This window comes from Pandoraea sp. NPDC087047 (genome assembly GCF_044745225.1).
GTDB lineage: Bacteria > Pseudomonadota > Gammaproteobacteria > Burkholderiales > Burkholderiaceae > Pandoraea.
On the sequence record NZ_JBIUZU010000003.1, the window covers coordinates 408287 to 428641 of the forward strand.

General features: G+C 60.2%; 18 protein-coding genes. 5 read left to right on the forward strand and 13 right to left on the reverse strand.

What is annotated here, in order from left to right:
* Positions 1–15 precede the first annotated feature (15 nt).
* Complete coding sequence (locus ACIPHM_RS07375; protein ID WP_400326198.1) at positions 16–348, reverse strand: hypothetical protein; 333 nt, start codon at positions 346–348, stop codon at positions 16–18.
* 220 nt (positions 349–568) lie between these two features.
* On the opposite strand from ACIPHM_RS07375, the gene ACIPHM_RS07380 reads away from it, so the two are divergent.
* From ACIPHM_RS07380 to ACIPHM_RS07400, 5 genes are all read left to right on the forward strand, one after another.
* A complete protein-coding gene (locus ACIPHM_RS07380; protein WP_400326201.1) occupies positions 569–1399 on the forward strand; it encodes a PRC-barrel domain-containing protein in 831 nt (276 codons plus the stop codon).
* 170 nt (positions 1400–1569) lie between these two features.
* Positions 1570–1728 (forward strand): DUF3309 family protein, encoded by a 159-nt coding sequence (locus ACIPHM_RS07385; RefSeq protein WP_400326204.1) that lies wholly within the window; start codon positions 1570–1572, stop codon positions 1726–1728.
* A 126-nt stretch (positions 1729–1854) separates the two neighbouring features.
* Entirely contained in the window at positions 1855–2031 is a 177-nt protein-coding gene (locus tag ACIPHM_RS07390; RefSeq protein ID WP_400326206.1) for a CsbD family protein, read from the forward strand.
* Between the two features lie 99 nt (positions 2032–2130).
* On the forward strand, positions 2131–3000 hold the full coding sequence (locus ACIPHM_RS07395) for a slipin family protein (RefSeq protein WP_400326209.1): 870 nt from the start codon (positions 2131–2133) through the stop codon (positions 2998–3000).
* Positions 3001–3395: 395 nt separating this feature from the next.
* The gene (locus ACIPHM_RS07400) at positions 3396–4115 is read left to right on the forward strand and encodes a Crp/Fnr family transcriptional regulator (RefSeq protein WP_400326562.1); all 720 of its coding nucleotides are present in this window, start codon (positions 3396–3398) and stop codon (positions 4113–4115) included.
* 352 nt (positions 4116–4467) lie between these two features.
* Here the strand turns inward: ACIPHM_RS07400 and ACIPHM_RS07405 are convergent, their stop codons facing one another.
* The 12 genes from ACIPHM_RS07405 to ACIPHM_RS07460 form a co-directional block, all read right to left on the reverse strand.
* Entirely contained in the window at positions 4468–5265 is a 798-nt protein-coding gene (locus ACIPHM_RS07405; RefSeq protein WP_400326212.1) for an alpha/beta fold hydrolase, read from the reverse strand.
* A gap of 230 nt (positions 5266–5495) precedes the next feature.
* Positions 5496–6056 (reverse strand): type VI secretion system lipoprotein TssJ, encoded by a 561-nt coding sequence (gene tssJ / locus ACIPHM_RS07410; protein ID WP_400326215.1) that lies wholly within the window; start codon positions 6054–6056, stop codon positions 5496–5498.
* Complete coding sequence (tssG, locus tag ACIPHM_RS07415; protein WP_400326565.1) at positions 6053–7162, reverse strand: type VI secretion system baseplate subunit TssG; 1110 nt, start codon at positions 7160–7162, stop codon at positions 6053–6055. Before tssG ends, tssJ begins: the two co-directional genes overlap by 4 nt.
* Positions 7126–8943, reverse strand: a complete 1818-nt coding sequence (gene tssF / locus ACIPHM_RS07420) for a type VI secretion system baseplate subunit TssF (protein WP_400326218.1) — start codon at positions 8941–8943, stop codon at positions 7126–7128. Before tssF ends, tssG begins: the two co-directional genes overlap by 37 nt.
* Complete coding sequence (gene tssA, locus ACIPHM_RS07425) at positions 8943–10550, reverse strand: type VI secretion system protein TssA (protein WP_400326221.1); 1608 nt, start codon at positions 10548–10550, stop codon at positions 8943–8945. The genes tssF and tssA overlap by 1 nt, the downstream gene beginning before the upstream one ends.
* Positions 10550–13972 (reverse strand): ImcF-related family protein, encoded by a 3423-nt coding sequence (locus ACIPHM_RS07430; RefSeq protein ID WP_400326223.1) that lies wholly within the window; start codon positions 13970–13972, stop codon positions 10550–10552. The genes tssA and ACIPHM_RS07430 overlap by 1 nt, the downstream gene beginning before the upstream one ends.
* 68 nt (positions 13973–14040) lie before the next feature.
* Positions 14041–15330, reverse strand: coding sequence for a hypothetical protein (locus tag ACIPHM_RS07435; RefSeq protein ID WP_400326226.1), 1290 nt, complete (start codon positions 15328–15330; stop codon positions 14041–14043).
* A gap of 3 nt (positions 15331–15333) precedes the next feature.
* Positions 15334–15591: a PAAR domain-containing protein gene (locus ACIPHM_RS07440; RefSeq protein WP_400326229.1), complete on the reverse strand. Its 258-nt coding sequence runs from the start codon at positions 15589–15591 to the stop codon at positions 15334–15336.
* A gap of 64 nt (positions 15592–15655) precedes the next feature.
* Positions 15656–17893 carry a hypothetical protein gene (locus tag ACIPHM_RS07445; RefSeq protein ID WP_400326232.1) on the reverse strand — a complete coding sequence of 746 codons (2238 nt, stop codon included), beginning with the start codon at positions 17891–17893 and terminating at the stop codon, positions 15656–15658.
* Positions 17886–18683, reverse strand: a complete 798-nt coding sequence (locus tag ACIPHM_RS07450) for a hypothetical protein (RefSeq protein ID WP_400326567.1) — start codon at positions 18681–18683, stop codon at positions 17886–17888. Before ACIPHM_RS07450 ends, ACIPHM_RS07445 begins: the two co-directional genes overlap by 8 nt.
* Before the next feature lie 37 nt (positions 18684–18720).
* On the reverse strand, positions 18721–19509 hold the full coding sequence (locus tag ACIPHM_RS07455; protein WP_400326570.1) for a hypothetical protein: 789 nt from the start codon (positions 19507–19509) through the stop codon (positions 18721–18723).
* Between the two features lie 37 nt (positions 19510–19546).
* Positions 19547–20338 carry a hypothetical protein gene (locus ACIPHM_RS07460; protein ID WP_400326572.1) on the reverse strand — a complete coding sequence of 264 codons (792 nt, stop codon included), beginning with the start codon at positions 20336–20338 and terminating at the stop codon, positions 19547–19549.
* Positions 20339–20355 lie beyond the last annotated feature (17 nt).

Sequence of the window (20355 nt, forward strand, 5' to 3'; positions counted from 1 at the left end):
GGCGTTGCGCTGCGATCAGGAGAACACGGGATGCTTGTCGCTCAGGCCGACGACTTCGTCATAGATGTGGTCGCGCGTGCGAGCGTCGACGTGTTGCCAGAGGCGAGCCAGCCAGTATTTCATCTTGCGCTGGGAGACGTCATTCGCACTCACTGTGACGGCAGGGAACTGGATGTTTTCTCCGACCAATTTGCCTTGCAGGTATTCGTAGGCGTTGGCCCTGATGTATTCCTTCGCTTTGAGCAGGTCCGGGGCGCTCGAGGAAAACGACAAATCCAGACAGGTGAGTGTCCAGACCGCGTCCTGGCGCACTCCATAGACGTGAAGCAATATGCGTTCCTTCCTCATGATCGACTCCTGATGGCACACGCGTGGCATGTGCTGCGCACGATCGTCGCTTCTTTTTCTGCGCAAGTCGGTTCGATACCGAACGGACTCCCCGGAAACGGCAGAGTAGGGTGGTCACGACTTCGGCTTCCGATCGTCACCAACATCGCAGCCTTGCAGCATTTGCACAGGCGCGGCAGGCCGACACGGTCAATAACCAGCGATTCGTGGGAGGTTTGCCATGTTACGTACTCTGGACGAACTGGAGGGCTGCACCATTCGCGCGACGGATGGCGATGTCGGTCTGGTGAAAGATCTTTATTTCGACGACAAGGCGTGGGTCGTCCGGTATCTCGTTGTAGAAACCGGGACGTGGCTCGCGAACCGGCAGGTATTGATCTCGCCGATTTCGATTGGCCGCAGCGATTGGCTCGACGACATCATTCCGGTCACGATCACCAAGGATCAGGTCAGGCACAGTCCCGATATCGACACGCACAAGCCGGTGTCGCGCCAGCACGAAACCGACTATCTCGCTTATTACGGGTACCCCGATTATTGGGGCGGCGTGGATGCCTGGGGCGAAGGGGCATTCCCGAGTGGCCTCGCCAGTGGCAGCCGCTCCGAGCAGGACGCATTTCGCGCGGCGCGCGATGCGACGCATTCGCATGACGAGATGGCGAATCACCCCCGTCAGGATCCGCATCTGCGCAGTGCCGATGCGGTGGCCGACTATCACATCCATGCCAGCAACGGCGACATCGGGCACGTGCAAGGTCTGCTCGTGAGTGTTCACACGTGGGCGTTGCGCTACATCATCGTCAATACCAGCAACTGGTGGATGGGCCATCAGGTCGCCGTCCCGGTGAAGCTGATCGAGCGCGTGAGTTGGCTCGATGCGACTGTCTCGCTGGGGCTCACGCGCGAAGCGGTGAAAGCGGCCCCGCCATACGACCCGAAGACCCGACTCGATCGTCCGGAGGAAATGAGTATCCACAAGCACTACAACCTGCCCGTCTACTGGGACGATGTGCCCACGCATGCGCGTGACGATGGCGGGGATGGCGCGTAGTGAGCGGAAGTGATGGCGATGTATGCGCCGGCGCGATGGAAGGGTATGCGTGCGTCGCGCGGGACTTGCCATCGTGGCATCTTGGTACGCCACCGAACCGAAATCCGCTCGCTTTAACGCTAGATTGCACGAGTGGGTGAGCAAATTGCCGCTCGCGAGGAGACCTGGCCATGCCGAGTTATGTTCTGCTGCTGACGCTCCTGGCGCTTCTGTTGGTCGGCGCGTTGCCGGTGTGGTCTTACAACGCCACCTGGGGTTACGCCCCAAGCGGCGCCGTGGGTTTGTTGCTGATCGTCGCGATCATTCTGCTTGCCACCGGGCGTGTATGAGGCGCTCAACGTAGCGCGTGCCCGCCGCCGTCGGCGCCGGGTCAGCCACAGCGTCACGCCGTCGCGTGATATCCAGAGCCCTGTCATCAGGGCACTCCATTTTTTCGGTGAACGAGAGGGCTAAACATGAACAAGGATCAAGTCAAAGGCAGGATCAAGGAAGTCGAAGGCAAGACCAAAGAGGTTGCCGGCAAGGTGATCGGCAACAAGGAAATGGAGGTGGACGGTGCCGTGAAAAAGAACGCAGGCAAGGAGCAGGCCAATGTCGGCCACGTCCGTCACGATTTGAAGAAACACAAATGAGCGATGTCTTACGTACCCGCCTTGTCCGGTGGGTGCGGTTTGCCTCGCGCGCAGATAATTCGCGAGTCTGATGTCCGAATGGCAAGGAGCCCACACACCATGAATTCCATCACTTCATTTCTGGTACTGGTGCTTCTTCTCGCGGGGGCAGCGACGGGTGTCTACGTCAATCCGTATGTGGGGGCATGCTTTTTCGTCGCCGCCGTCTTGCTGGGTTCGACACTGAAGATGGCCAACGCATGGCAGAAGTTCGTGATTCTGCGCGCCGGCAAATTGCAAAGCGTGAAGGGCCCGGGGCTGTTCATGATCCTGCCGGTGATCGATAGCGTCACGGCCGTGATCGACGAACGCATTCAAACCACGGCATTCAACGCAGAGCAGGCGCTCACGAAGGACACCGTGCCGGTCAACGTCGACGCGATTATCTTCTGGCGCGTCAACGATGCCGAAAAGGCGGCCCTCGCGATCACGGATTACCGTCAGGCGATCGACCGGGTGTCTCAGACATCGTTGCGCGAGATGATCGGCGCATCGATGCTTTCGGCATTGTTATCCGACCGTAAGGCCTCGGACGAGCAACTACGCGCAGAGATTGGAACCAAGACCGCCGCATGGGGCATTGCCGTCATGTCGGTGGAAGTTCGCGACGTTGCGATTCCAGTCGCCCTGCAGGACGCCATGTCGCGTCAAGCGCAGGCCGAGCGCGAAAAGCAGGCTCGCATGATTCTCGGATCTGCCGAGGCGCTTGTGGCTGCGCGGTTCGTGGAAGCTGCGGAAATCTATGAAGGACACCCGCAGGCGCTGCAACTGCGCGCCATGAATATCATCTACGAGACGACCAAGGAACGGGGTGCGACCATTCTGATTCCGTCGTCGATGGTCGACAGCATGAATCCTGCGGCGATATCGTTTGCGGTGGTCAGCGCCGATCCCGTCAACGCGGGTTCGGGATTGAAGACTGCCGCGTAGTCACCGACGGAATTCAGGCTTGCGGTCGTTCCGCTCGCCCTTTTTGCCGAAATAAGGCCCGCGGCTGCCGTGCCCAGTGGTTGACAGGGGGCTGAGCCAGCCGCGGCGCACGCCAACGTTTCCCGTCGTAAACCCCGTGCCGTGGTGGCCAGAATCGGTGTCTGCTTGCCAGCCGAAACCCCGCGAGCGCGTAGGACGTCACTGATTGACATTCCGATATCAACAGACAAAAATTCGTATATGCGGAGGGGCTATCGCGCGCCGAATCGCATATGGAGACCGCTTCGGAACCCGCTCTGGCGGGTCTTACTCAACAATCGCCGCTTTCCGACAGACTCGGTCCATCGACCGGGCTTTGCAAAAGTGTGTGTCGTTTTGGGTACAAGGAGGATGGGATGTCTGTGCAACCGAACAGAAATGCCAACCATCTCCTGGCAGTTCTGCCACCGGAGGACCGCGGTCGTCTGGTATCCGACCTCGTGCTTGTGGAGATGCCGCTCGGCAAAGTGATCTACGAGTCCGGCGACTATCTGGATCACGTCTACTTTCCCACCACTGCGATCATTTCCTTGCTCTACGTGATGGAAGACGGCGCGTCTGCCGAAATTGCCATTGTCGGTAATGAGGGGGTGATCGGGATTGCCTTGTTCATGGGAGGGGAAACCACCCCGAGCCGGGCCATTGTACAAAGCGCGGGCCATGCGTATCGAATGAGTGCGCGAGTCCTCAAGGAAGAATTCAAGCGCGGGGGGCCGCTACAGCGATTGCTGCTGCGCTACACGCAAGCGTTGATTACGCAGATGGCACAAACCGCCGTGTGCAACCGTCACCATTCCATCGATCAGCAGTTATGTCGATGGCTGTTGCTGAGTCTGGATCGCCTGCAGTCCAACGAGTTGTACATGACGCAGGAACTGATCGCGAACATGCTCGGGGTGCGCAGGTCCGGCGTCACCGAAGCTGCATTGAAACTCCAGACGGCCGGTCTGATCAATTACAGCCACGGGCATATCAAGGTACTGGATCGTGCGGGACTAGAGGCGCGTGCGTGTGAATGCTACGACGTTGTGAAGCGCGAGTTCGACCGGCTGCTTCCCGATCGTCAGGCGTCTTGAATTGGCGTCGATGGGGTTGCTGCCGGTGCATCGGAAACATCGTGGGCGTTGTTGCGAATGACACGCTCGGAGAGGGCGGACTGACGACAAATCTTCGGTACGGGTTTTCCGTAGAGATGTACATCAGATGTTGCAGTACCGTAAAGTCCCGTGTTCGAATTTTGCCCTGCGACACGGATTTCGGGCCCCCTGTTGCTGGCGGGCTTTTTTTCGTGACGTTGTGATCTCCGACAGTGCAAGGCTGGCGGCCGATAGGCGTCATCGGTGCGGGAACGGTGGTTTGGCGCGGGGCGCAGAGATTCGAGCCTGAGTCCGAATCTCTGCGCACGTCACCGGGCTTGTCCCGGTCAGGTCAAGAGGTGAGGCGCTTCAGGAAGCTCTCGATGACGTTGGCGAAATAAGGCGGGCATTCCTGCATCGGGTAATGACCGCAATTCGGAATGACGTGCAATTCTGCGTTCGGATGCCACGCCAGAAAGGTGCGTTCCATCGCTGCGGAATCGAGTCCCGGATCTTTGTCGCCAACAATAACCAGATACGGTGTTTCCAGACCCCGAACGTCATCGACGAAATCCGCGGTGACGAACATGTCGAGGTATTTCGCCCGGCAGGCAGGTGCGACCGTGTCGCGGTTTTGTCTGATCTTGCGGTCCACCCACGCATCGCCAAGACCTCCGGCGACGAATTTGAACAGACGCCGAAGGGCATCGTCGTCTTCCATCGTGCTCTTGAAGAAGGCCAGAGCCTCGGGGGGCAACCGATTGCCCGCGGCAGATACGGGACATACCGCGACTGCGCTGATGACGCGCGACGGAGCATCCGCAGCGATACGTTGCGTGATCATTCCCGTCATCGAGTGGCCGACGATGTGAAAGCGCGTCCAACCCAGTTGATCGACGAGTCCCAGGCAATCGGAGGCGATTTCTTCTACCGTGAATTCGCCGGACAATTCAATGGATTGCCCATAACCACGCAAATCGACGAAAACATAGGTAAAGGTGTGGCCGTCAAGGCAGGGGATGACGGCGGCATAGCTGGAGTGATCCCCCAGCCAGTCGTGCATGACCAGCACGTGAGTGGGGCCATTGCCGTATCGTTCATACCCAAGGGTGGCAGCAGATCCGGCGCCGATTTCAACGTTTGCTTTCATTTCATGGTTCCTTTGTGGTGGGAACCAAAACGAAACGCCCTCCCGGCGGACCGGGAGGGCGTTTTAAAGTGACGCAATCCTATCAACCCGTCGAATTTGGGTCAATAGGCAAGCGAAGGGTTTCGAGCGCTAAAGCGCCCGAGTCTCCGGCGATAACATCGACAGATGGTGAACAACGATCTCTACTGCTTGCTCAACCGAGACGTTAGCGGTATCGATTACGTCACATATCAGGCGTCGGTGTCGAGATTCATTTCGTCCACTTTTTCTATACGATGACTGCCCAACCTCAGCTTCAGCGGCGCATTGGCATTGAGCTTGCTGACCGGAATCACGAATTTCCACGTAGGCTGATTCTCCGGATTGCGAAAAAACGCGACTACCGCCACGTATTTCGTGTTGTCTTCAATCGGTTGCGAGAGGTTTAAGGACGCCCCGGGATTCAGTACGCCGGCCATGCTCGCGTGACGCTCACCGCCCAGCACTTTGCGGTCCTGCTTGAGCAGATCGTCATACGACGCCGCGTCGAAAAGCTCGCGATCCTTCAATTGATACACGCGCACCACGACCGATGTGGCTCTGCCCGCATCGTCTGGATTCAAGGCGTCTCTCGCGCTAACGTCAACGTCGACGGATTCCACATGCTTGTAGAACACCGCCTGGAACGCATTCGCGGTGCCATTGGATACCGTCTGCCATGCCCCACAGGCAGACAGGAGGAGCACGGGGAGAAGAAGGGCAATCGATTGGCGGGTGAGATGGACGGACATCGGCATATTTCGGTGGCTCATGCGCTCGTAGTCGTAAGGAATGGATTGGGTTCTGCGGCTGGAATGGCGCGATGGACGCCCAGCGTGATACCGATGTCGCGGCGCTCGCCGCCGGGCAGGACACTCGTCCAACCGAGCCGGGGGGCATGCACGGTATCGGCGATGCCGATGCGCGGCTTGGGCGCCATCGTCGAAGGCACCACCAGACGCACATAGACGTCGGCTGTCGTTCCCATGTAGAGCGCGATCATCGCCATCAACTCGGCGTTCTGCGGGGTGCCGGGCAGTAGCGCATCGACTTGTGTCGAATCGGTTGGGTGCAGTAGCGCTTCTACCGCGCCGTGGCGGTATGCGAGGCGCCGCCCCAGCACGTAATCCGCGCCAAGCCCGCGCGCGTTCGCGCCCGGCGCCGACGTCAGCGGCCGTGGTGTCCCGGCGCTGACGGTCTTCGCGAAGAACGATTCGACCTTGACGTCGACACCGGGCGCCGCCACGGCAATGGTTCCGGCCAGCCCTTCAGCGGTGCGCGTGCGCTGGATCAACAGTCCCAGGATCGCAAGCATACGCACGCCCGGCAGTCCGGCGCGCTGGGGCTTGTCGCCGTCCGGGAAGCCGGCCAGACACAACAGACTGCGCGAGTGCTCGTCGTGGCCGCCCGAGCGAAAGTTCTCGGGGTAGCGGTACTTCTTCCACGCCCGATACAGCAGCGTGACGGTTCGATGATGGAACTGATCGAGGAACGCCGCGACAGCTTCAAATCCTTCCTCGCGCAACGTAATATCGTCGACCATGTGGGACGGTACGCACGCGTCAACGCCATACAAACCAAGAAATGTCGTGCGCAACGTGGGCGGGGCGTCCGGCCGATCCTCGTCACGCTCGACGGCCACCACCTCGGCCGACGGGAAGCCCATACGCGGCCACGGTCGAAACCGTACCGCCTCATGCTCGGGAGAATTCCGAGTGCCGAGGCCCGGCATGTCCGGTGCGCGTAGCTCCAGCACGCGGCACAGTTGCATGAAGCTCATCTGCGGTGCGCGGGCGAGAAGATCCTGCACCAACGGGTCCAGATCGGGAAGATCGCGCGCGCTCACAGGGGATTCCGGTAAGTCTTGCTGCGCGGCCAGTCGATGCGCGCCTGCGACGGCAGGCTGATGACGGTCAGTCTGGTGAACAGGTTGATCTCCGCGTACATCTCGAAGAACCGGTGCAACAGCTCGCCGAAGAGCATCAGATCCCCTTCGCCGGCGAACGCGTGGGCATCGAGCGTCACTTCAATATGGGCACCGCGCGCGATGGACCCGCCCGAGACTTCCTCGATCAGCGACTGTGACACCCACCGAATGCCGTCCAGGCGCCGGCGGTTCAGTTCGCCCTGATCCGCGTCGGTCCAGTCGTACAGCGATAGCGCGCCGCGAAGCACCTCCGCATTCATCAACGACAGGAAGTTCGGCGCCAGGTGCGAGAGCACACGCCACTGAAAACGATCGCCAGTGGGCGGATACAGCGGCAAGGTTGGGGCCACGAGATTCTGCACGCTAGCGATGTTTGGCGTGTTCGACGTCAGTTCGCACAGGCTGACCGCACGCAGCGACTTGCGCGGCAGCATGCCGTTCGTGCCCGTCAGGTGCAGAGACAAGCTCTCTTCGGGTAACGCCTCCATGGTCTCCCACGCATGGCCACCGAGAACCAGCCAGGTCTCCTGCAGGCCTGAGACACCCGCTCGTGCCCGCGTGTGAAAGTAGCGCTCCGGCGCTTCGTGACGCAACATCCCGCCGCGGTGCTTGAACGTCGAGAATGGCACGTAGCTGTAACGCCGTGCAGACGCCTGATCGAACGCTTCGACAGCGTCGACCGAATAGGTCTCGGTATGGTCGCTCAGGGGGCCCGCCGGCCGCACCCGGTATTCGGCGTCGTGGTGATTGATCTCAATGGGTTCTGCGTCGAGCGTAAACAGGTTGATGACCGGCGTGCAGAACAGACGTACGTTCTGCGCATCGAACGGCTGATCGCCAGGGTAGGGCTGCGATAGCACGAACTCGAGTTCGAACTGACTGGCCTGCGGAGGCAGAGCGGCGAGATCGAAGCCGCAGAGGTCGACGAAGAGAAACTTCTCGCGGAACGAGAAGTACTCGAGCAGCAACTGATAGCCCGAAAAGGCGTTCTCGGCTTTTGGCCAGAGTCGTTCATCGGCGGTGAAGCCGGCCGGTGTCACCGAAATCCCCGTGAGCGGTACGGCTTCGCCGCCGCGAACCTCGGGCACGCGGCACAGCACCGTGTCGACCTGCCGGGTCAGTGCGAGGTGCATGGAGAACGCGGTCGGCAGATCGGCGCTCAGAAAGAGGCGCAGACGGGACAGATCGGTTTCGTCACGGCGTGCAGCGGCATCGATGGCCAATCCCAGCCGGATGACCGACCGTCCGTCCTGGCGCACCGCCGGTGCGGCATGGGTGATCCGGATGGGGTGCAGGACCACTGGCTGTGTCGTGCGGTATTCGCATTGCACCTTCCTTGGCGCATCGCCCTCGCCCGCGCCCGGTACGGTGATCGCAGAGGAGCGCACGACAACGCCGGGCTCGATCACTTCCGTGCTTTGCACCTTGGCGGCTACGGGCTGCAGTGCCAGGATCGAAAGCGACGGAATCATCCGCAAGTAGTGCGGCCAGAGCAGGCTCACCAATCCTTCCGTGAGTTCCGGCAGTTCGTCGTCGAGCTTCTGACGCAGACGGCCAGTCAGAAAGGCAAACCCCTCATGAAGCCGTTCGACATAAGGGTCCAATGCGCCGACGCGGTCCATATTGAGCATGCGGGCGCGGTCCGGGTGCGCGCGGGCGAATTCCTTGCCGGCCTCGCGCAGGTAGCGCATTTCCGCTTCGTAATATCGCAGGATAGGATCGTCGTTCGTCATCAGATAGCGTGTAGAGAATTGACCAGTGCGCGTGCCGGATCGAGGACAGTCATCTCGGATTGAAGTTCGGCTACGCGGCGGCTGAGGGTGACACGATCGACATCTTTGCGAGCCGAGAGGGTTTTGAGACCTCGGGCCAGTTGCTGCTTGATCTCGAACACGAGTGCGGGCTCCCACTGCACGAGCGAGACGGATCGGGCACTGGTATCGAGTTCCGTCAGCAGGGCAATTGCCGTGTCGGCGCGCCCGGCCTGTTCTGCCACGCGCGCCATCAACAGGCGTTGGAGAAAACGGTGACGTTGGCACGTCATGCCCGGCAGTGTTTCCAGCCAGACAATGACGGCTTCCAGCCCTTCGGACGATACTTTTTCCCGGGCCTGTGCCTCGATCTCCGGCCAATCGCCTGCACTACCACCGGTGCCGCTTGCAGACACCGGCAGAGGCGCGGGGCCTTCGCCGGCGGCAAGATTGCGCACCACGGCATGCGTGGCGAGCCAGTCCAGCGTTGTGTCGTCTGCGAAAGGCGTGCGATCGATGAATGTCAGGCGCTCGATGCCGGGCAGTCGTTCGAGAAACAGCGCAACGTCGGTACGCAATACGTCGCGCCAGCCGTCGTAGGGGGGCCCCGCGTGTTCGAGCGCGACGTGCTGGAAATACTGGAGGTCGAGCCAGAAGTGATTGGCGCTCTCCATGTAGGCGTCTTCCACCCGATCGAGAATCTCCAGCCATTGTTTGCGCAATACCAGGCGTTGGAGATGCTGGCGCAGCTCTCCGCGGGGTGACGCGAGGCGAGTCTGCCCGGTGCTGTCTGCCGGTGGCAAATCCGCCAGCGTGTCCCAACGGACGCTGCGAACCAGACGCGCGGCGCTCAGGTAGCCGCTGTCCTGATCTCGCAGCCAGTTGGCCATGACGCGGGCCTGTTCGAGCATGTCGCGCGACGAATTGATGGCTGTCGGCGCAGGTGTGACCGGCACGCTGGGTGGTGTCTGCCCGGCGGCGGGCGCAATGCCGCCTGCCGCGCTCGCACCGGCGGTGCCATGGCTTTCGAGCAGCGCCACGAGCGCTTGCAGATCGGGCCGCACGCTTTCCGGCCAGCCACGGACATGGCCGAGCAACACGTCGAGTGCTGCAAGTGCCCGTTCCCGATCCGCTGCGGCGAAGCCGTCGCACGTCGAGAGGCATTCGAGCATGCGTGGTGTCGCCAACATCTCCAGCGCCCCTTTGCGTGCTTCGACGCGTGCCGGCAGGACACTGTCGCCAAACCGGTCGACGAGGGCGGCGGCCAGTTCGAGCCCGTCGGAAAAGCCGGCCGTGCCGTCGCGACGAAGACGGGCGCCGGCATAGTAACCGGCCACGCGCAGATCCTTGCCGGTACTCATGATGAGCCGCTCGCAGTGCTCGACGATCAGTGCGTCGTCGATACCACCGAGCTTGCCCGACTCGTCCTTGATGGTGAAGAACGCATCTTCATAGCCGGGATCGCGCCCCGTCTCCGATTTGCCGGATAGGGGCCGGAGCCATTCGTTCCAGGTGTCGAGTCGCGTGCGAGCGAATTGCTCGGCGTGCCGAATGGATGGGATCAAACGATTCACGAGTCCGGCGAGCATCACTGGTCTCCAGCGGGCGGCGTTCGCGAGCTTGTCGGCGCAGGCGTTGCACGCGTTGGTGTGGCCCGCTTCTTTGCCGGGGTCATCGAGCCCGATGCAAAGACGCGTGCGGGCAGAGAGAAATGCCGCAACTGCAGCACATCGAGGGGACCGGCGGAGACCTCGCTTCGCATCTGCACTCGCAAGGGCGGCACGGCTGCCTGATCGGGCGTCCACGTCAGCACGTGACGCGCGCTGTCCTGCGGTTCGACCTGCGCACGCTCGAGCAAACGGATGAGACCGAAGCGACCCTGAGCATCGAACGCTGAGCGCAGGCCGCCTTGATCTGTTTGCCATTGCACTCGCGTGACGTTCTCCAGCGTCTCGCCGGGCCACACGAAGGGCATCCACTCCTCCTTCTGATTGAAGTAGTGGAACTCGCGCTCGGAGAACACGAAACGGGCGTCGGTAATACCCGGTGTGGGGACGCCGCGCAGATCGAAGCGCACATGGGCGTCGCCTGAGGGGAACAACACGTTTGCCACCCGGGTGAGACGGTTGAGACGGCTCACGAACTCGGGATCCAGAGCCAGACCGCCCCGGTTGGCACCTTGTACCGCTACCCAGCGCTCGCCCTGGCGCTCGATGACGCCTGCGAGTTGCGTGCCGACAAACCGGGCGATGATGCCGCTGTCGGGCCGCATGAAGCGGGCCATCTCAGGGAGCGACGCATCGTTGTCCGAATCCGCAAACGGGTAACGGCCTCCAAAGGCGCGGTTCCAGTCTGCGACGATCCCATTGCGCCAGACGTCGTTCAGGTTCGCCGCCGCAGGCAGCATGACCACTCGCCACGCCTGATCCAACGGGGCCTGAAGTACGGTACCGAAGCCGGCCCATTGGCCGCCAAGGCTCGCCGCGACACGACTGGCGTAGTCGCGGCTATCCGCGATCTCCGAGGTTTTACCCTGTAGCACCGCCTGCGCGGCCATGCGAGACATCGCGTCGGGATCGGGCGCCGAGATCATTTGCTGGAGCTTGAGGCGCATTGCCGTTACCCGTTCGAGGTAGCGCGCGAGACTCAAATCACTCCCGCTGGCCGCCGGCTGCGCATTGGCACTCATTCGATTCCCTTTGGCCACGGCCGCCAGATCGCTGCCGGTCAGACGCAGTATCGGACCGAACGCGTCGGCGAGCGGTCCGGCCGGCGGCGGCGCCTGCCGGGACGGATCCTGATCGTGCCCGACCAGTTGCTGCGCCTTGTCGAGCAGGCCTGCCGCCAACGACTGCGACGTAACGCCGGTGCTCGCCTGATAGTCGATAGCGTTCACGAGGGCCACCATGGGCGAGCGTTGTGGGTCACCCAACAGGAGCAACTGGTCGACGGTACCCGTCAGGGACGGCGCGGCTTGCCAGCGCAAGCTGTTCAGGAAGGTCTCCCAGGCACGTGCGTAATCGTTGAAGTAGCGCTGTCGCAAGTCGGCTTTGAGGGTCGACTCGCTGGCCTCTTCCTTTTTGGCGTCGGATAGCACCCAGTCCTCGGTCACGTCTTGCCGAGCGCTGGCGTCGTCGATCGCCCGGGAAATACGTTCTTCGAAGGCCGCGCGGGTGTACACGCCCGGCACCGTCTCGTTCGTTGTGAAGAGCCCATGGCCGGCGGCGCTGCCCAGCAGGCTCGTGAGCGTGACGGGCGGGTACTTGGCCTGTGCCTCGTCGATGATCTTCTGATAGAGGGCGTCGGTGGAGTTCTGGATGCCGCGTACGCTGACGATTGTCTGCCGTGTGGACGCGACCAGACTTTGGTCTGCCGGCATGGCCAGCGATACGCCATTACGCGTGGTGCCTATGTGGGAGGCCAGGAACGCAAGCGTCTGGCCGCGCAGATCGGCCCATGCGCCGGGTGAGAGATCGGAGTGGTTCGGCCGCAGAGGCGCTCCGGTCGCCATGAATTGCGGCGTCAGGAAAGCGGCGTTAGCGCGCGCGGGGTTGGCCATCATCAGGTATGCCTCGAGCGTGCCATGCGCGGCGTCTGCCTGGACGTTGCCCCTGTCGGCGATCTCGGCGTCCGAGAGCGACGCGAGCCGTATCAGGCGCGCTTCAAGGGCGTGTCGCAGCGGTGTCATGAGAAGGGCCGGCGCGGCGGCAACATAGCCGGGCCACATCGCGTCGAGAATGGCGCCATCGCGGTTCAGGCCGAAGCGGGTCGCCCAGGGAGCGCCTTGGCGCTGTTGTGCTTCGAGGGTGTCTATCTGGCGGCCGAGATCGTTCAGGGCCAGCATCTGCTGGGTCTGGTCGGTGGCCTGATTCCATTTTGCGAGGGCGTTTTGCGCCGACTCGATCGCAGTGCGGTTGTGCAGGCCGGACAGGTTGATGCCAAGAATCCAGACGAACATCGCGCCGGTGACTAGCCAGGCAGTGGTGTTTGACATGGAGAAGCCTACGCGACGACCTTGCACGCAGCGACTGTGGACGGCAACGCGTTGCCAGAGTTTGGGGTGCCAGGGGGCACCGGGAGAGGCGCGATGCGATGTAGCGTCTGTCGCAAGCGCGTGGGTCATCGACTCGGCACTCACCGGTGCGAGCGGCGCAAAGAACATCCCTTGCACCGGATGCCGCCAGAATTGTGACGCGGCGGTCTCGCGGAGCAGTGCGCAAAGGGCGCCATGCATGCGCACGATGTGCTGAGAGAGGGCAGCTGCGGCATGCCGTGTCGGATCGGCGCTCAGGCGAGCAACACCGGCATCTGCGAGATTGCCGGCCAGCGCGGCAAACGATGCCTCGGCGTCATCGGTTCGCAGGCGCTCACCGGCCCAGGTAAGCCCGATGGCCTCGTCCGGTGCATGCACGTCGTTCTCAAGCCGGGCGAGGTCGAGCAGGTATACCGGGGCCGCCCAACGAAGTGCGCGCCCGATACGGGTGAGCCGCTGCGCCAGTGCTTCCGGTGGGAGCAGCGCGGGTGTCGCCGCATCGCTCGTTAGCGCGACCACAGCGTCAATCGGACGACGGCGTCGAAGCCGGCGAATCTGCGTAAGCCAGTCTTGGTCGGCAGCACTGAGCTTGTCGGAGACATAAAGCAGAACGGCCCCGGCGGTGAGCACGAAACCGGTTGAAACGAGCGTAGGTGACAAACGCGCTACAAGCTGCTCGTTGCCGGTGACGAGCAGCCAGCGCTCGCGATAACGCCAGCGTCGGCCGTGGCGGTTGCGGAGTGCTTGCTGTATCGCCGAGGTTCTCGACTGCGCGTCATTGACTTGCGAGGGTGTTGACGCGTTGAAACTCCAGAGTCCCCGGTCACGAGCCGATTGCTTGACGGCCCGCCACGCAATCGCAAAACGAGATGAGTCGCCGAAGCTGAATACAAGTAGCAGCACTACGAACGCAACGCACAAGACGGCGATAGCGAGTCCGCGTTGTTCCGCCGCGAGGCCCACAAGCTGAGGCTTCATCCAAACGATCAGACCGGGTAGGACGACGGCGACAATGGCCCCAAAGAGGTCAAGTTTGAATTTTCTGTTCATGCCAATACTTCAGTGTGGTTCGGTTCATGATCGACCGTTGTAATGACGGCGACGAAGGTCTTGTCATCGAGACGTTGAGCCAGCAGGTGAGACTCCGCGGTCTCTGCGGCGCGCAGGCTAGCGCAGGTAGCAGCGAGCCACCCAGCCGTTTGTCTTCCGTGACCGACAGTCCGGTCGAGATCGATTTCCGGCAGTGGTTCATCGCGGCGTTTGTCACCTCCGGCAAAGTTGATCGCTGCATGTAGCGGCCCAACGGATTGCCCGTCGAACCCGGTTAGCCAGACTGCACTTATCGAATCGAGATTGATTTGCCCCCACCGCAGCGCGTACACAAGCGAATGGTTCAGGTCTTTGCTGTTCGATCGCAATGGCCGATGAAGAGATGCGATCGGCCGCAACTTGTGCCGGTCGGAAAATGCAGCGGAAGTCATCAGCAGGCCGATACCGCATTCCGCCGTGCCGTGTGGTGGGTCTGCGTCGAGTACTGCACTCAGAGATGCTGAGATGAGGAGGACGGTGGACTGATCGAACGGAGACGCCCCGGTCTCGCCGTCGAGCCAGGCGTCGACGGCCATCAGATCGATCGAGGTTGGCACCCGCTGAGCGTGCGCACTCCTAAACCGATGATGGCGCCACCGCGTTTGCCAGATATCAACGAGGTCCGCCTTTCCGGAATAGCCCGACACGTCGAGCAAGACACTTAGCCGCACGTCGGCGGGCTGCGCATTCAGTGATTCGGACATGTCAATCAGCAACTTGTCAAAAATCCATTCGATTATCGACTCATGGCGCTCGACCTCGTTCACAGCCAGGGCGGCATCGACTGGCTCAAACCAGCGGGCGGTAATCGAGGTATTGGCTGCATGACCGGAGGCCTTGGCATTGAGCGTCATCGTCTTCTCGACAATGGACCGCACGTGGTTATTGGCGTCGGCTTCTGTCACGCGGATCGCGGCTGCCAGTATGCGCAGTGGGACGCCTTCTTGCGCAAACTTCTCCTGCGCGAATTGCCTACACGCCCTGTTCCACTCGAGCGCATCGAGACGACGCCCCTCGTAGACACTGAAGCCGCGAGACACCACAAATCCGGCGATACCCGCGGGATAGAGGGCGATGCACGTCCAGAACCACGGCGTATGCGTGGGCTCGCTCGTTGGCCAGAGCACCAGAACGGCCGCGACACCGAATAGCAACAGCACGACAAACACGGCGGTCCAGACAAATCGGGAGGGCGGCGTATCGGGAACAGCAACTTCCGAGGGAAGTTTGTCGAAATCGAGCGCCATCGGTTAGCGGCGGCCGCTATTGGGAAGCGACGAAATCAGCCGACACCCGCATTCGCAGAGGTCGCCATGCTGTGCGATTTCCACGCCGTTGTCGAATGCGCCGGACGTGGCTGAGGCGATCCGGTTGTCCCCGTGTTTCGGGCACGTCACGGGATCGGAAACCCGCGCGATTGCGCGGTCAAAGAATAAACGCGTTGCGGAGCCGGCCAAAACTTCGCCGCCGCCGGTGTGCCGATCACCGACGCGAATAATGCCTGCCATGTTCTTTTCCTTCAGGGGGGTGTACTCGCTTTGCCGTGAACGTCGGAGTCTTTGCGACAAGCGCTCAACGATGATTCGCCGTCGGGCGGATTGGCTGCATGGATGCTTTCAACTGCTCGACGCGTTGAACAGTTTGTTCGGCATACATTGCTTCTCTTTCTTCCTCTATGTAGTCGCGTACCCCGAAAGAATCGGTCTCTCGCGTACGGAAGTAGAGGTTCGACGAGAGCAAATGATCGTGCCAACTGGTGAGCATCGTGTCGCGCACCAGCAGATCGAACAGCGCCATGACCTTCGGTGGAAGCGGATCTGATCCGCTTACCCCACGCTTCCATGCCTGCACGAGCGCCTCTTGATTATGCGAGAGCATCACCGAATGAATCATGTCGGAGGTGGCGTCGGCGTTTGCATCCCAGGGAAGCTCACCTCGCTGCGCCATCTGTTGAAACCTAGTGTCGTACTTGAGCATGCTGGCCTGACGGGCGTCCCGATCCATCATGCCCTTCGACTCGCGCTCAATACGATCCCAAACGTCCTCCGTAGGGCGGCGCTTCTCATGCAAAACATCTTGTGTTACGTCCGACAGTTGCGCCTTTGCGCTCTCCCAGCGCGCGACAGCCTTGCCAAGTGTCACCCTGTCTGGCACAGGTGTCTGGCCTCTGAGCTTGAGGTAGGCGGCTTCGGCGTTGTTGCGCTCCTGTAACAGTGCGCGTTGTTTCGCCACGAGCGTATCGAGGCGACTCGTCACGACAGAGCGAAAGGGCTGAGATTGGTAACGCACTGCCATCCAGCGAAGGAAGACCTGCATATGCTCGACGAAATTCAATCGTGAGACATAAGGAACGATCTCGCGATACGCGTCGATCAATTCGCTGATTTTGTAGGATGATGCGCCGTCGGGGATCGGGTTTGCGAGGGTGAATTTTTCGAAGGTATCGGGTTTGTACTCGTATTGATCTTCCATCGTGTCGAGCATCGCACCGTGTGAGATCGCTTCATTGAGCATATCGCGCAGGGCCACGCGTTGCAGCTCGGCACGGGCACCGAGATTGCCCGTTGGTGCGCCACCGGTGATGTCTTCACTGGTGCCAGGATAGAGATACTGAACGCCGCGCGTCTTCTCGAGGCTGTCGAGTCGCTGGTAGAAGCGCAGTTCGTGTGCAGCGGCAAAATGCACGCACCGCTGGACCGATGCAGGCACTGCGAGCGGCTCGTCGCCGTAATTCTGTTTGATCATGCCCAACACTGGCAGCATACCCAACAACTTGTTGTCTTCCATCAACGATGACACGGCATCGAGCAAACCGAGAAACTTGATTTCGATAGGGATGGCGGGTCGGTTGGGATGCTTCCAATCGATATAAGCGAGTGTCGCCACGCCCGGGTGCTGGTACTTGCTCGTCAGTTCGTTTGCCAAAGCTCGCGCGAGCACGCCACCGCGGTCAGCGCCGAAAATGGAGACCTGAATTCGCTGGATCTGTGGCATCTGCAACTTCGTGTGTGCGATGGCATCCTCAAACTGTTGCATCGCGGCGGATAGCCGATCACTAACGCCCTTTCCTAACAGGCCTGCCACGGCGCGGCTGTCGCGGAACCACGGAATGGAATCCAGCCCGACGCCAACGGATTCCCTCACGACGGAATTTAAGATCTTCGCCGGATTTTTCTTGAGGTCGTAGATAATCGCGCGTCCTGCGGCCTTCCCTCGTCGCACCCAGCGATTGTCGTTCGCCAGTCTCCAGACGCGACCGATTTGTTTCGGGATAGCTTTGGCATCCTCCACCAGATCCCTGTAGGCTTGGACGACCGGGCGAACGGAAAATTCTTCGAGACCTTTCTTGAATCCATCGGTCAAATTGCTCTTCGGACTGATCGAAAGGCGGTCAGCGCCAATGATTTTCTTTCCGATGTCTGTGGCCTTGTCTGCTGTGGTCTTTGCACCCTCATACGCGAGCTTGGTCAGGGCCGAACCCTTCAATGCGTTTTGGGCTTCGGCATTGAGAACGGTACCTAGCCCGGAGGAATAGAACGGATACCAGAACTGGTTCGGTTGCTCCTTGCGCCGATCGTCTTTGTTATCTCGATGCGCTTCCCACAGACGGCAGATATTCGAGTAGCGAGACGTCAAAGGATCATCGAGGTCACGGTTGCGTCCGAATCCGTCGAAGAAGAATCCGATGTGAATCACTGCGCCACAGGGAATACAGGCATCGCTAGGAAACGCCTTCCGGTTCTCTCCTATCGCGGCCAACACGTGAGGCGGTGTCTGATCGGCCGGATCGAGTTGAGTGGTGTTACTCATGCTCGGCTCCCGTCGTGACATGATCAAAGCGGTTGTTTTTAATCTCGGCAATGACGGACTCCGGCAGTTTTTGCATGGCAGCACCGAATGCGCCGGGCTGTCCTTTGGTTTCCTGCAAGATGCGTTGCACTGACGGGTGTTCGTCAAACCTCGGATTGATCAGTAGCGTGAAGTACACGTATTGCTGCAGATCCACCGAATCCGTCAGTCGGTACTTCAGCCAGCCTTGCGATGCGATTCGTGCGGTACGACGGAATACTGTTCCCCTACTATCGTCACCGGTGACTGCTTTTCCAAAATTAGTTTTTAACCAGTGGTTGACTTCCGAATAGTCAATCCGACTGCCGCCGAAACCTTTGAGCAACTCGAACTCGACATGGTCGTCGGGATAGAAGTGAGCCGCCAGTACTACGCTTCCCGGCCCACCGGAGATATTCGACTTGGGGAAGCGCACTTGCGTTGTCTTGTGAATTACTTTGATTGGCGCATAGATGTCTTTGAATGCTTCTTCTCCATCGTAGACCTCCCAGTCGACGGTGAACTCGGTGCCCTTGAGCTTGTAACAGCAGCTCAGTCTGCCCTCGCCAGCGCCCGGCATCAGATCACCACCACCTCCTGCGCGATTGCCATACTTGTCGTGAATGGTGAATCGGCTGAGATTAAAAGGCGTGTAATTCATGCCTGAGACGTTAATGCCGCGATAGGTCGGCTCAGACGAAAGGGCATCGCACCCTGTCAATACGAGTGCAGCGAACGAAAGCAGAAGGGTTTGCCTTATCAAACGGCGCATAGCGGTGGCGGTGAAGAAGTTGATCTGCTTATCCATGTCAGGTGCCTGACGCAACGCGATCAAAGCGGTTGCTCTTAATCTCGGCAACGACGGACTCCGGCAGTTTTTGCATGGCAGCACCGAATGCGCCGGGCTGTCCTTTGGTTTCCTGCAAGATGCGTTGCACTGACGGGTGTTCGTCAAATGTCGGATTGATCAGTAGCGTGAAGTACACGTATTGCTGCAGATCCACCGAATCCGTCAGTCGGTACTTCAGCCAGCCTTGCGATGCGATTCGTGCGGTACGACGGAATACTGTTCCCCTACTATCGTCACCGGTGACTGCTTTTCCAAAATTAGTTTTTAACCAGTGGTTGACTTCCGAATAGTCAATCCGACTGCCGCCGAAACCTTTGAGCAACTCGAACTCGACATGGTCGTCGGGATAGAAGTGAGCCGCCAGTACTACGCTTCCCGGCCCACCGGAGATATTCGACTTGGGGAAGTGCACTTGCGTTGTCTTGTGAATTACTTTGATTGGCGCATAGATGTCTTTGAATGCTTCTTCTCCATCGTAGACCTCCCAGTCGACGGTGAACTCGGTGCCCTTGAGCTTGTAACAGCAGCTCAGTCTGCCCTCGCCAGCGCCCGGCATCAGATCACCACCACCTCCTGCGCGATTGCCATACTTGTCGTGAATGGTGAATCGGCTGAGATTAAAAGGCGTGTAATTCATGCCTGAGACGTTAATGCCGCGATAGGTCGGCTCAGACGAAAGGGCATCGCACCCTGTCAATACGAGTGCAGCGAACGAAAGCAGAAGGGTTTGCCTTATCAAACGGCGCATAGCGGTGGCGGTGAAGAAGTTGATCTGCTTATCCATGTCAGGTGCCTGACGCAACGCGATCAAAGCGGTTGCTCTTAATCTCGGCGACCACGGACTCGGGCAGTTTTTGCATGGCAGCACCGAAGGCGCCGGGTTGTCCTTTGGTTTCCTGCAAGATGCGTTGCACTGACGGGTGTTCGTCAAATGTCGGATTGATCAGTAGCGTGAAGTACACGTATTGCTGCAGATCCTCCGAATCCGTCAGTCGGTACTTCAGCCAGCCTTGCGATGCGATTCGTGCGGTTCGGCGGAATGCTGAAGCTTCTTCGCCGGTGTTGAGAGCCTTTCCGTACTTGGTCTGGAACCAATAATCAACTTCCGCGTAGTCAATCCGGCTGCTGCCGAAACCTTTGCGCAACTCGAACTCGACATGGTCGTCGGGATAGAAGTGAGCCGCCAGCACTACGCTTCCCGGCCCACCGGAGATATTCGACTTGGGGAAGTGCACTTGCGTTGTCTTGCGAATTTTCTTGATCGGTTCATGCGCCAGTATGCTTTTTTGGGCCTCGTCCGCGTCGTAGACCTCCCAGTCGACGGTGAACTCAGTGCCCTTGAGCTTGTAACAGCAGCTTAGCGTGCCCTCGCCAGCGCCCGGCATCAGATCACCACCACCTCCTGCGCGATTGCCATACTTGTCGTGAATGGTGAATCGGCTGAGATTAAAGGGCGTGTAATTCATGCCTGAGACGTTAATGCCGCGATAGGTCGGCTCAGACGAGAGGGCATCGCACCCTGTCAATACGAGTGCAACGAACGAAAGCAGAAGGGTTTGCCTTATCAAACGGCGCATAACGGTGACGGTAAAGA

Excerpts from the sequence above, each read along its gene's own strand:
- tssF (WP_400326218.1), bottom strand. The coding sequence starts at position 8,943 with ATGACGAACGACGATCCTATCCTGCGATATTACGAAGCGGAAATGCGC.
- ACIPHM_RS07390 (WP_400326206.1), top strand. The coding sequence starts at position 1,855 with ATGAACAAGGATCAAGTCAAAGGCAGGATCAAGGAAGTCGAAGGCAAG.
- ACIPHM_RS07450 (WP_400326567.1), bottom strand. The coding sequence starts at position 18,683 with ATGCGCCGTTTGATAAGGCAAACCCTTCTGCTTTCGTTCGCTGCACTC.
- ACIPHM_RS07460 (WP_400326572.1), bottom strand. The coding sequence starts at position 20,338 with ATGCGCCGTTTGATAAGGCAAACCCTTCTGCTTTCGTTCGTTGCACTC.
- ACIPHM_RS07455 (WP_400326570.1), bottom strand. The coding sequence starts at position 19,509 with ATGCGCCGTTTGATAAGGCAAACCCTTCTGCTTTCGTTCGCTGCACTC.
- ACIPHM_RS07435 (WP_400326226.1), bottom strand. The coding sequence starts at position 15,330 with ATGGCGCTCGATTTCGACAAACTTCCCTCGGAAGTTGCTGTTCCCGAT.
- ACIPHM_RS07445 (WP_400326232.1), bottom strand. The coding sequence starts at position 17,893 with ATGAGTAACACCACTCAACTCGATCCGGCCGATCAGACACCGCCTCAC.
- ACIPHM_RS07395 (WP_400326209.1), top strand. The coding sequence starts at position 2,131 with ATGAATTCCATCACTTCATTTCTGGTACTGGTGCTTCTTCTCGCGGGG.
- ACIPHM_RS07440 (WP_400326229.1), bottom strand. The coding sequence starts at position 15,591 with ATGGCAGGCATTATTCGCGTCGGTGATCGGCACACCGGCGGCGGCGAA.
- ACIPHM_RS07380 (WP_400326201.1), top strand. The coding sequence starts at position 569 with ATGTTACGTACTCTGGACGAACTGGAGGGCTGCACCATTCGCGCGACG.
- ACIPHM_RS07430 (WP_400326223.1), bottom strand. The coding sequence starts at position 13,972 with ATGAAGCCTCAGCTTGTGGGCCTCGCGGCGGAACAACGCGGACTCGCT.
- ACIPHM_RS07400 (WP_400326562.1), top strand. The coding sequence starts at position 3,396 with ATGTCTGTGCAACCGAACAGAAATGCCAACCATCTCCTGGCAGTTCTG.
- tssJ (WP_400326215.1), bottom strand. The coding sequence starts at position 6,056 with ATGAGCCACCGAAATATGCCGATGTCCGTCCATCTCACCCGCCAATCG.
- tssA (WP_400326221.1), bottom strand. The coding sequence starts at position 10,550 with ATGCTCGCCGGACTCGTGAATCGTTTGATCCCATCCATTCGGCACGCC.
- ACIPHM_RS07385 (WP_400326204.1), top strand. The coding sequence starts at position 1,570 with ATGCCGAGTTATGTTCTGCTGCTGACGCTCCTGGCGCTTCTGTTGGTC.
- ACIPHM_RS07375 (WP_400326198.1), bottom strand. The coding sequence starts at position 348 with ATGAGGAAGGAACGCATATTGCTTCACGTCTATGGAGTGCGCCAGGAC.
- ACIPHM_RS07405 (WP_400326212.1), bottom strand. The coding sequence starts at position 5,265 with ATGAAAGCAAACGTTGAAATCGGCGCCGGATCTGCTGCCACCCTTGGG.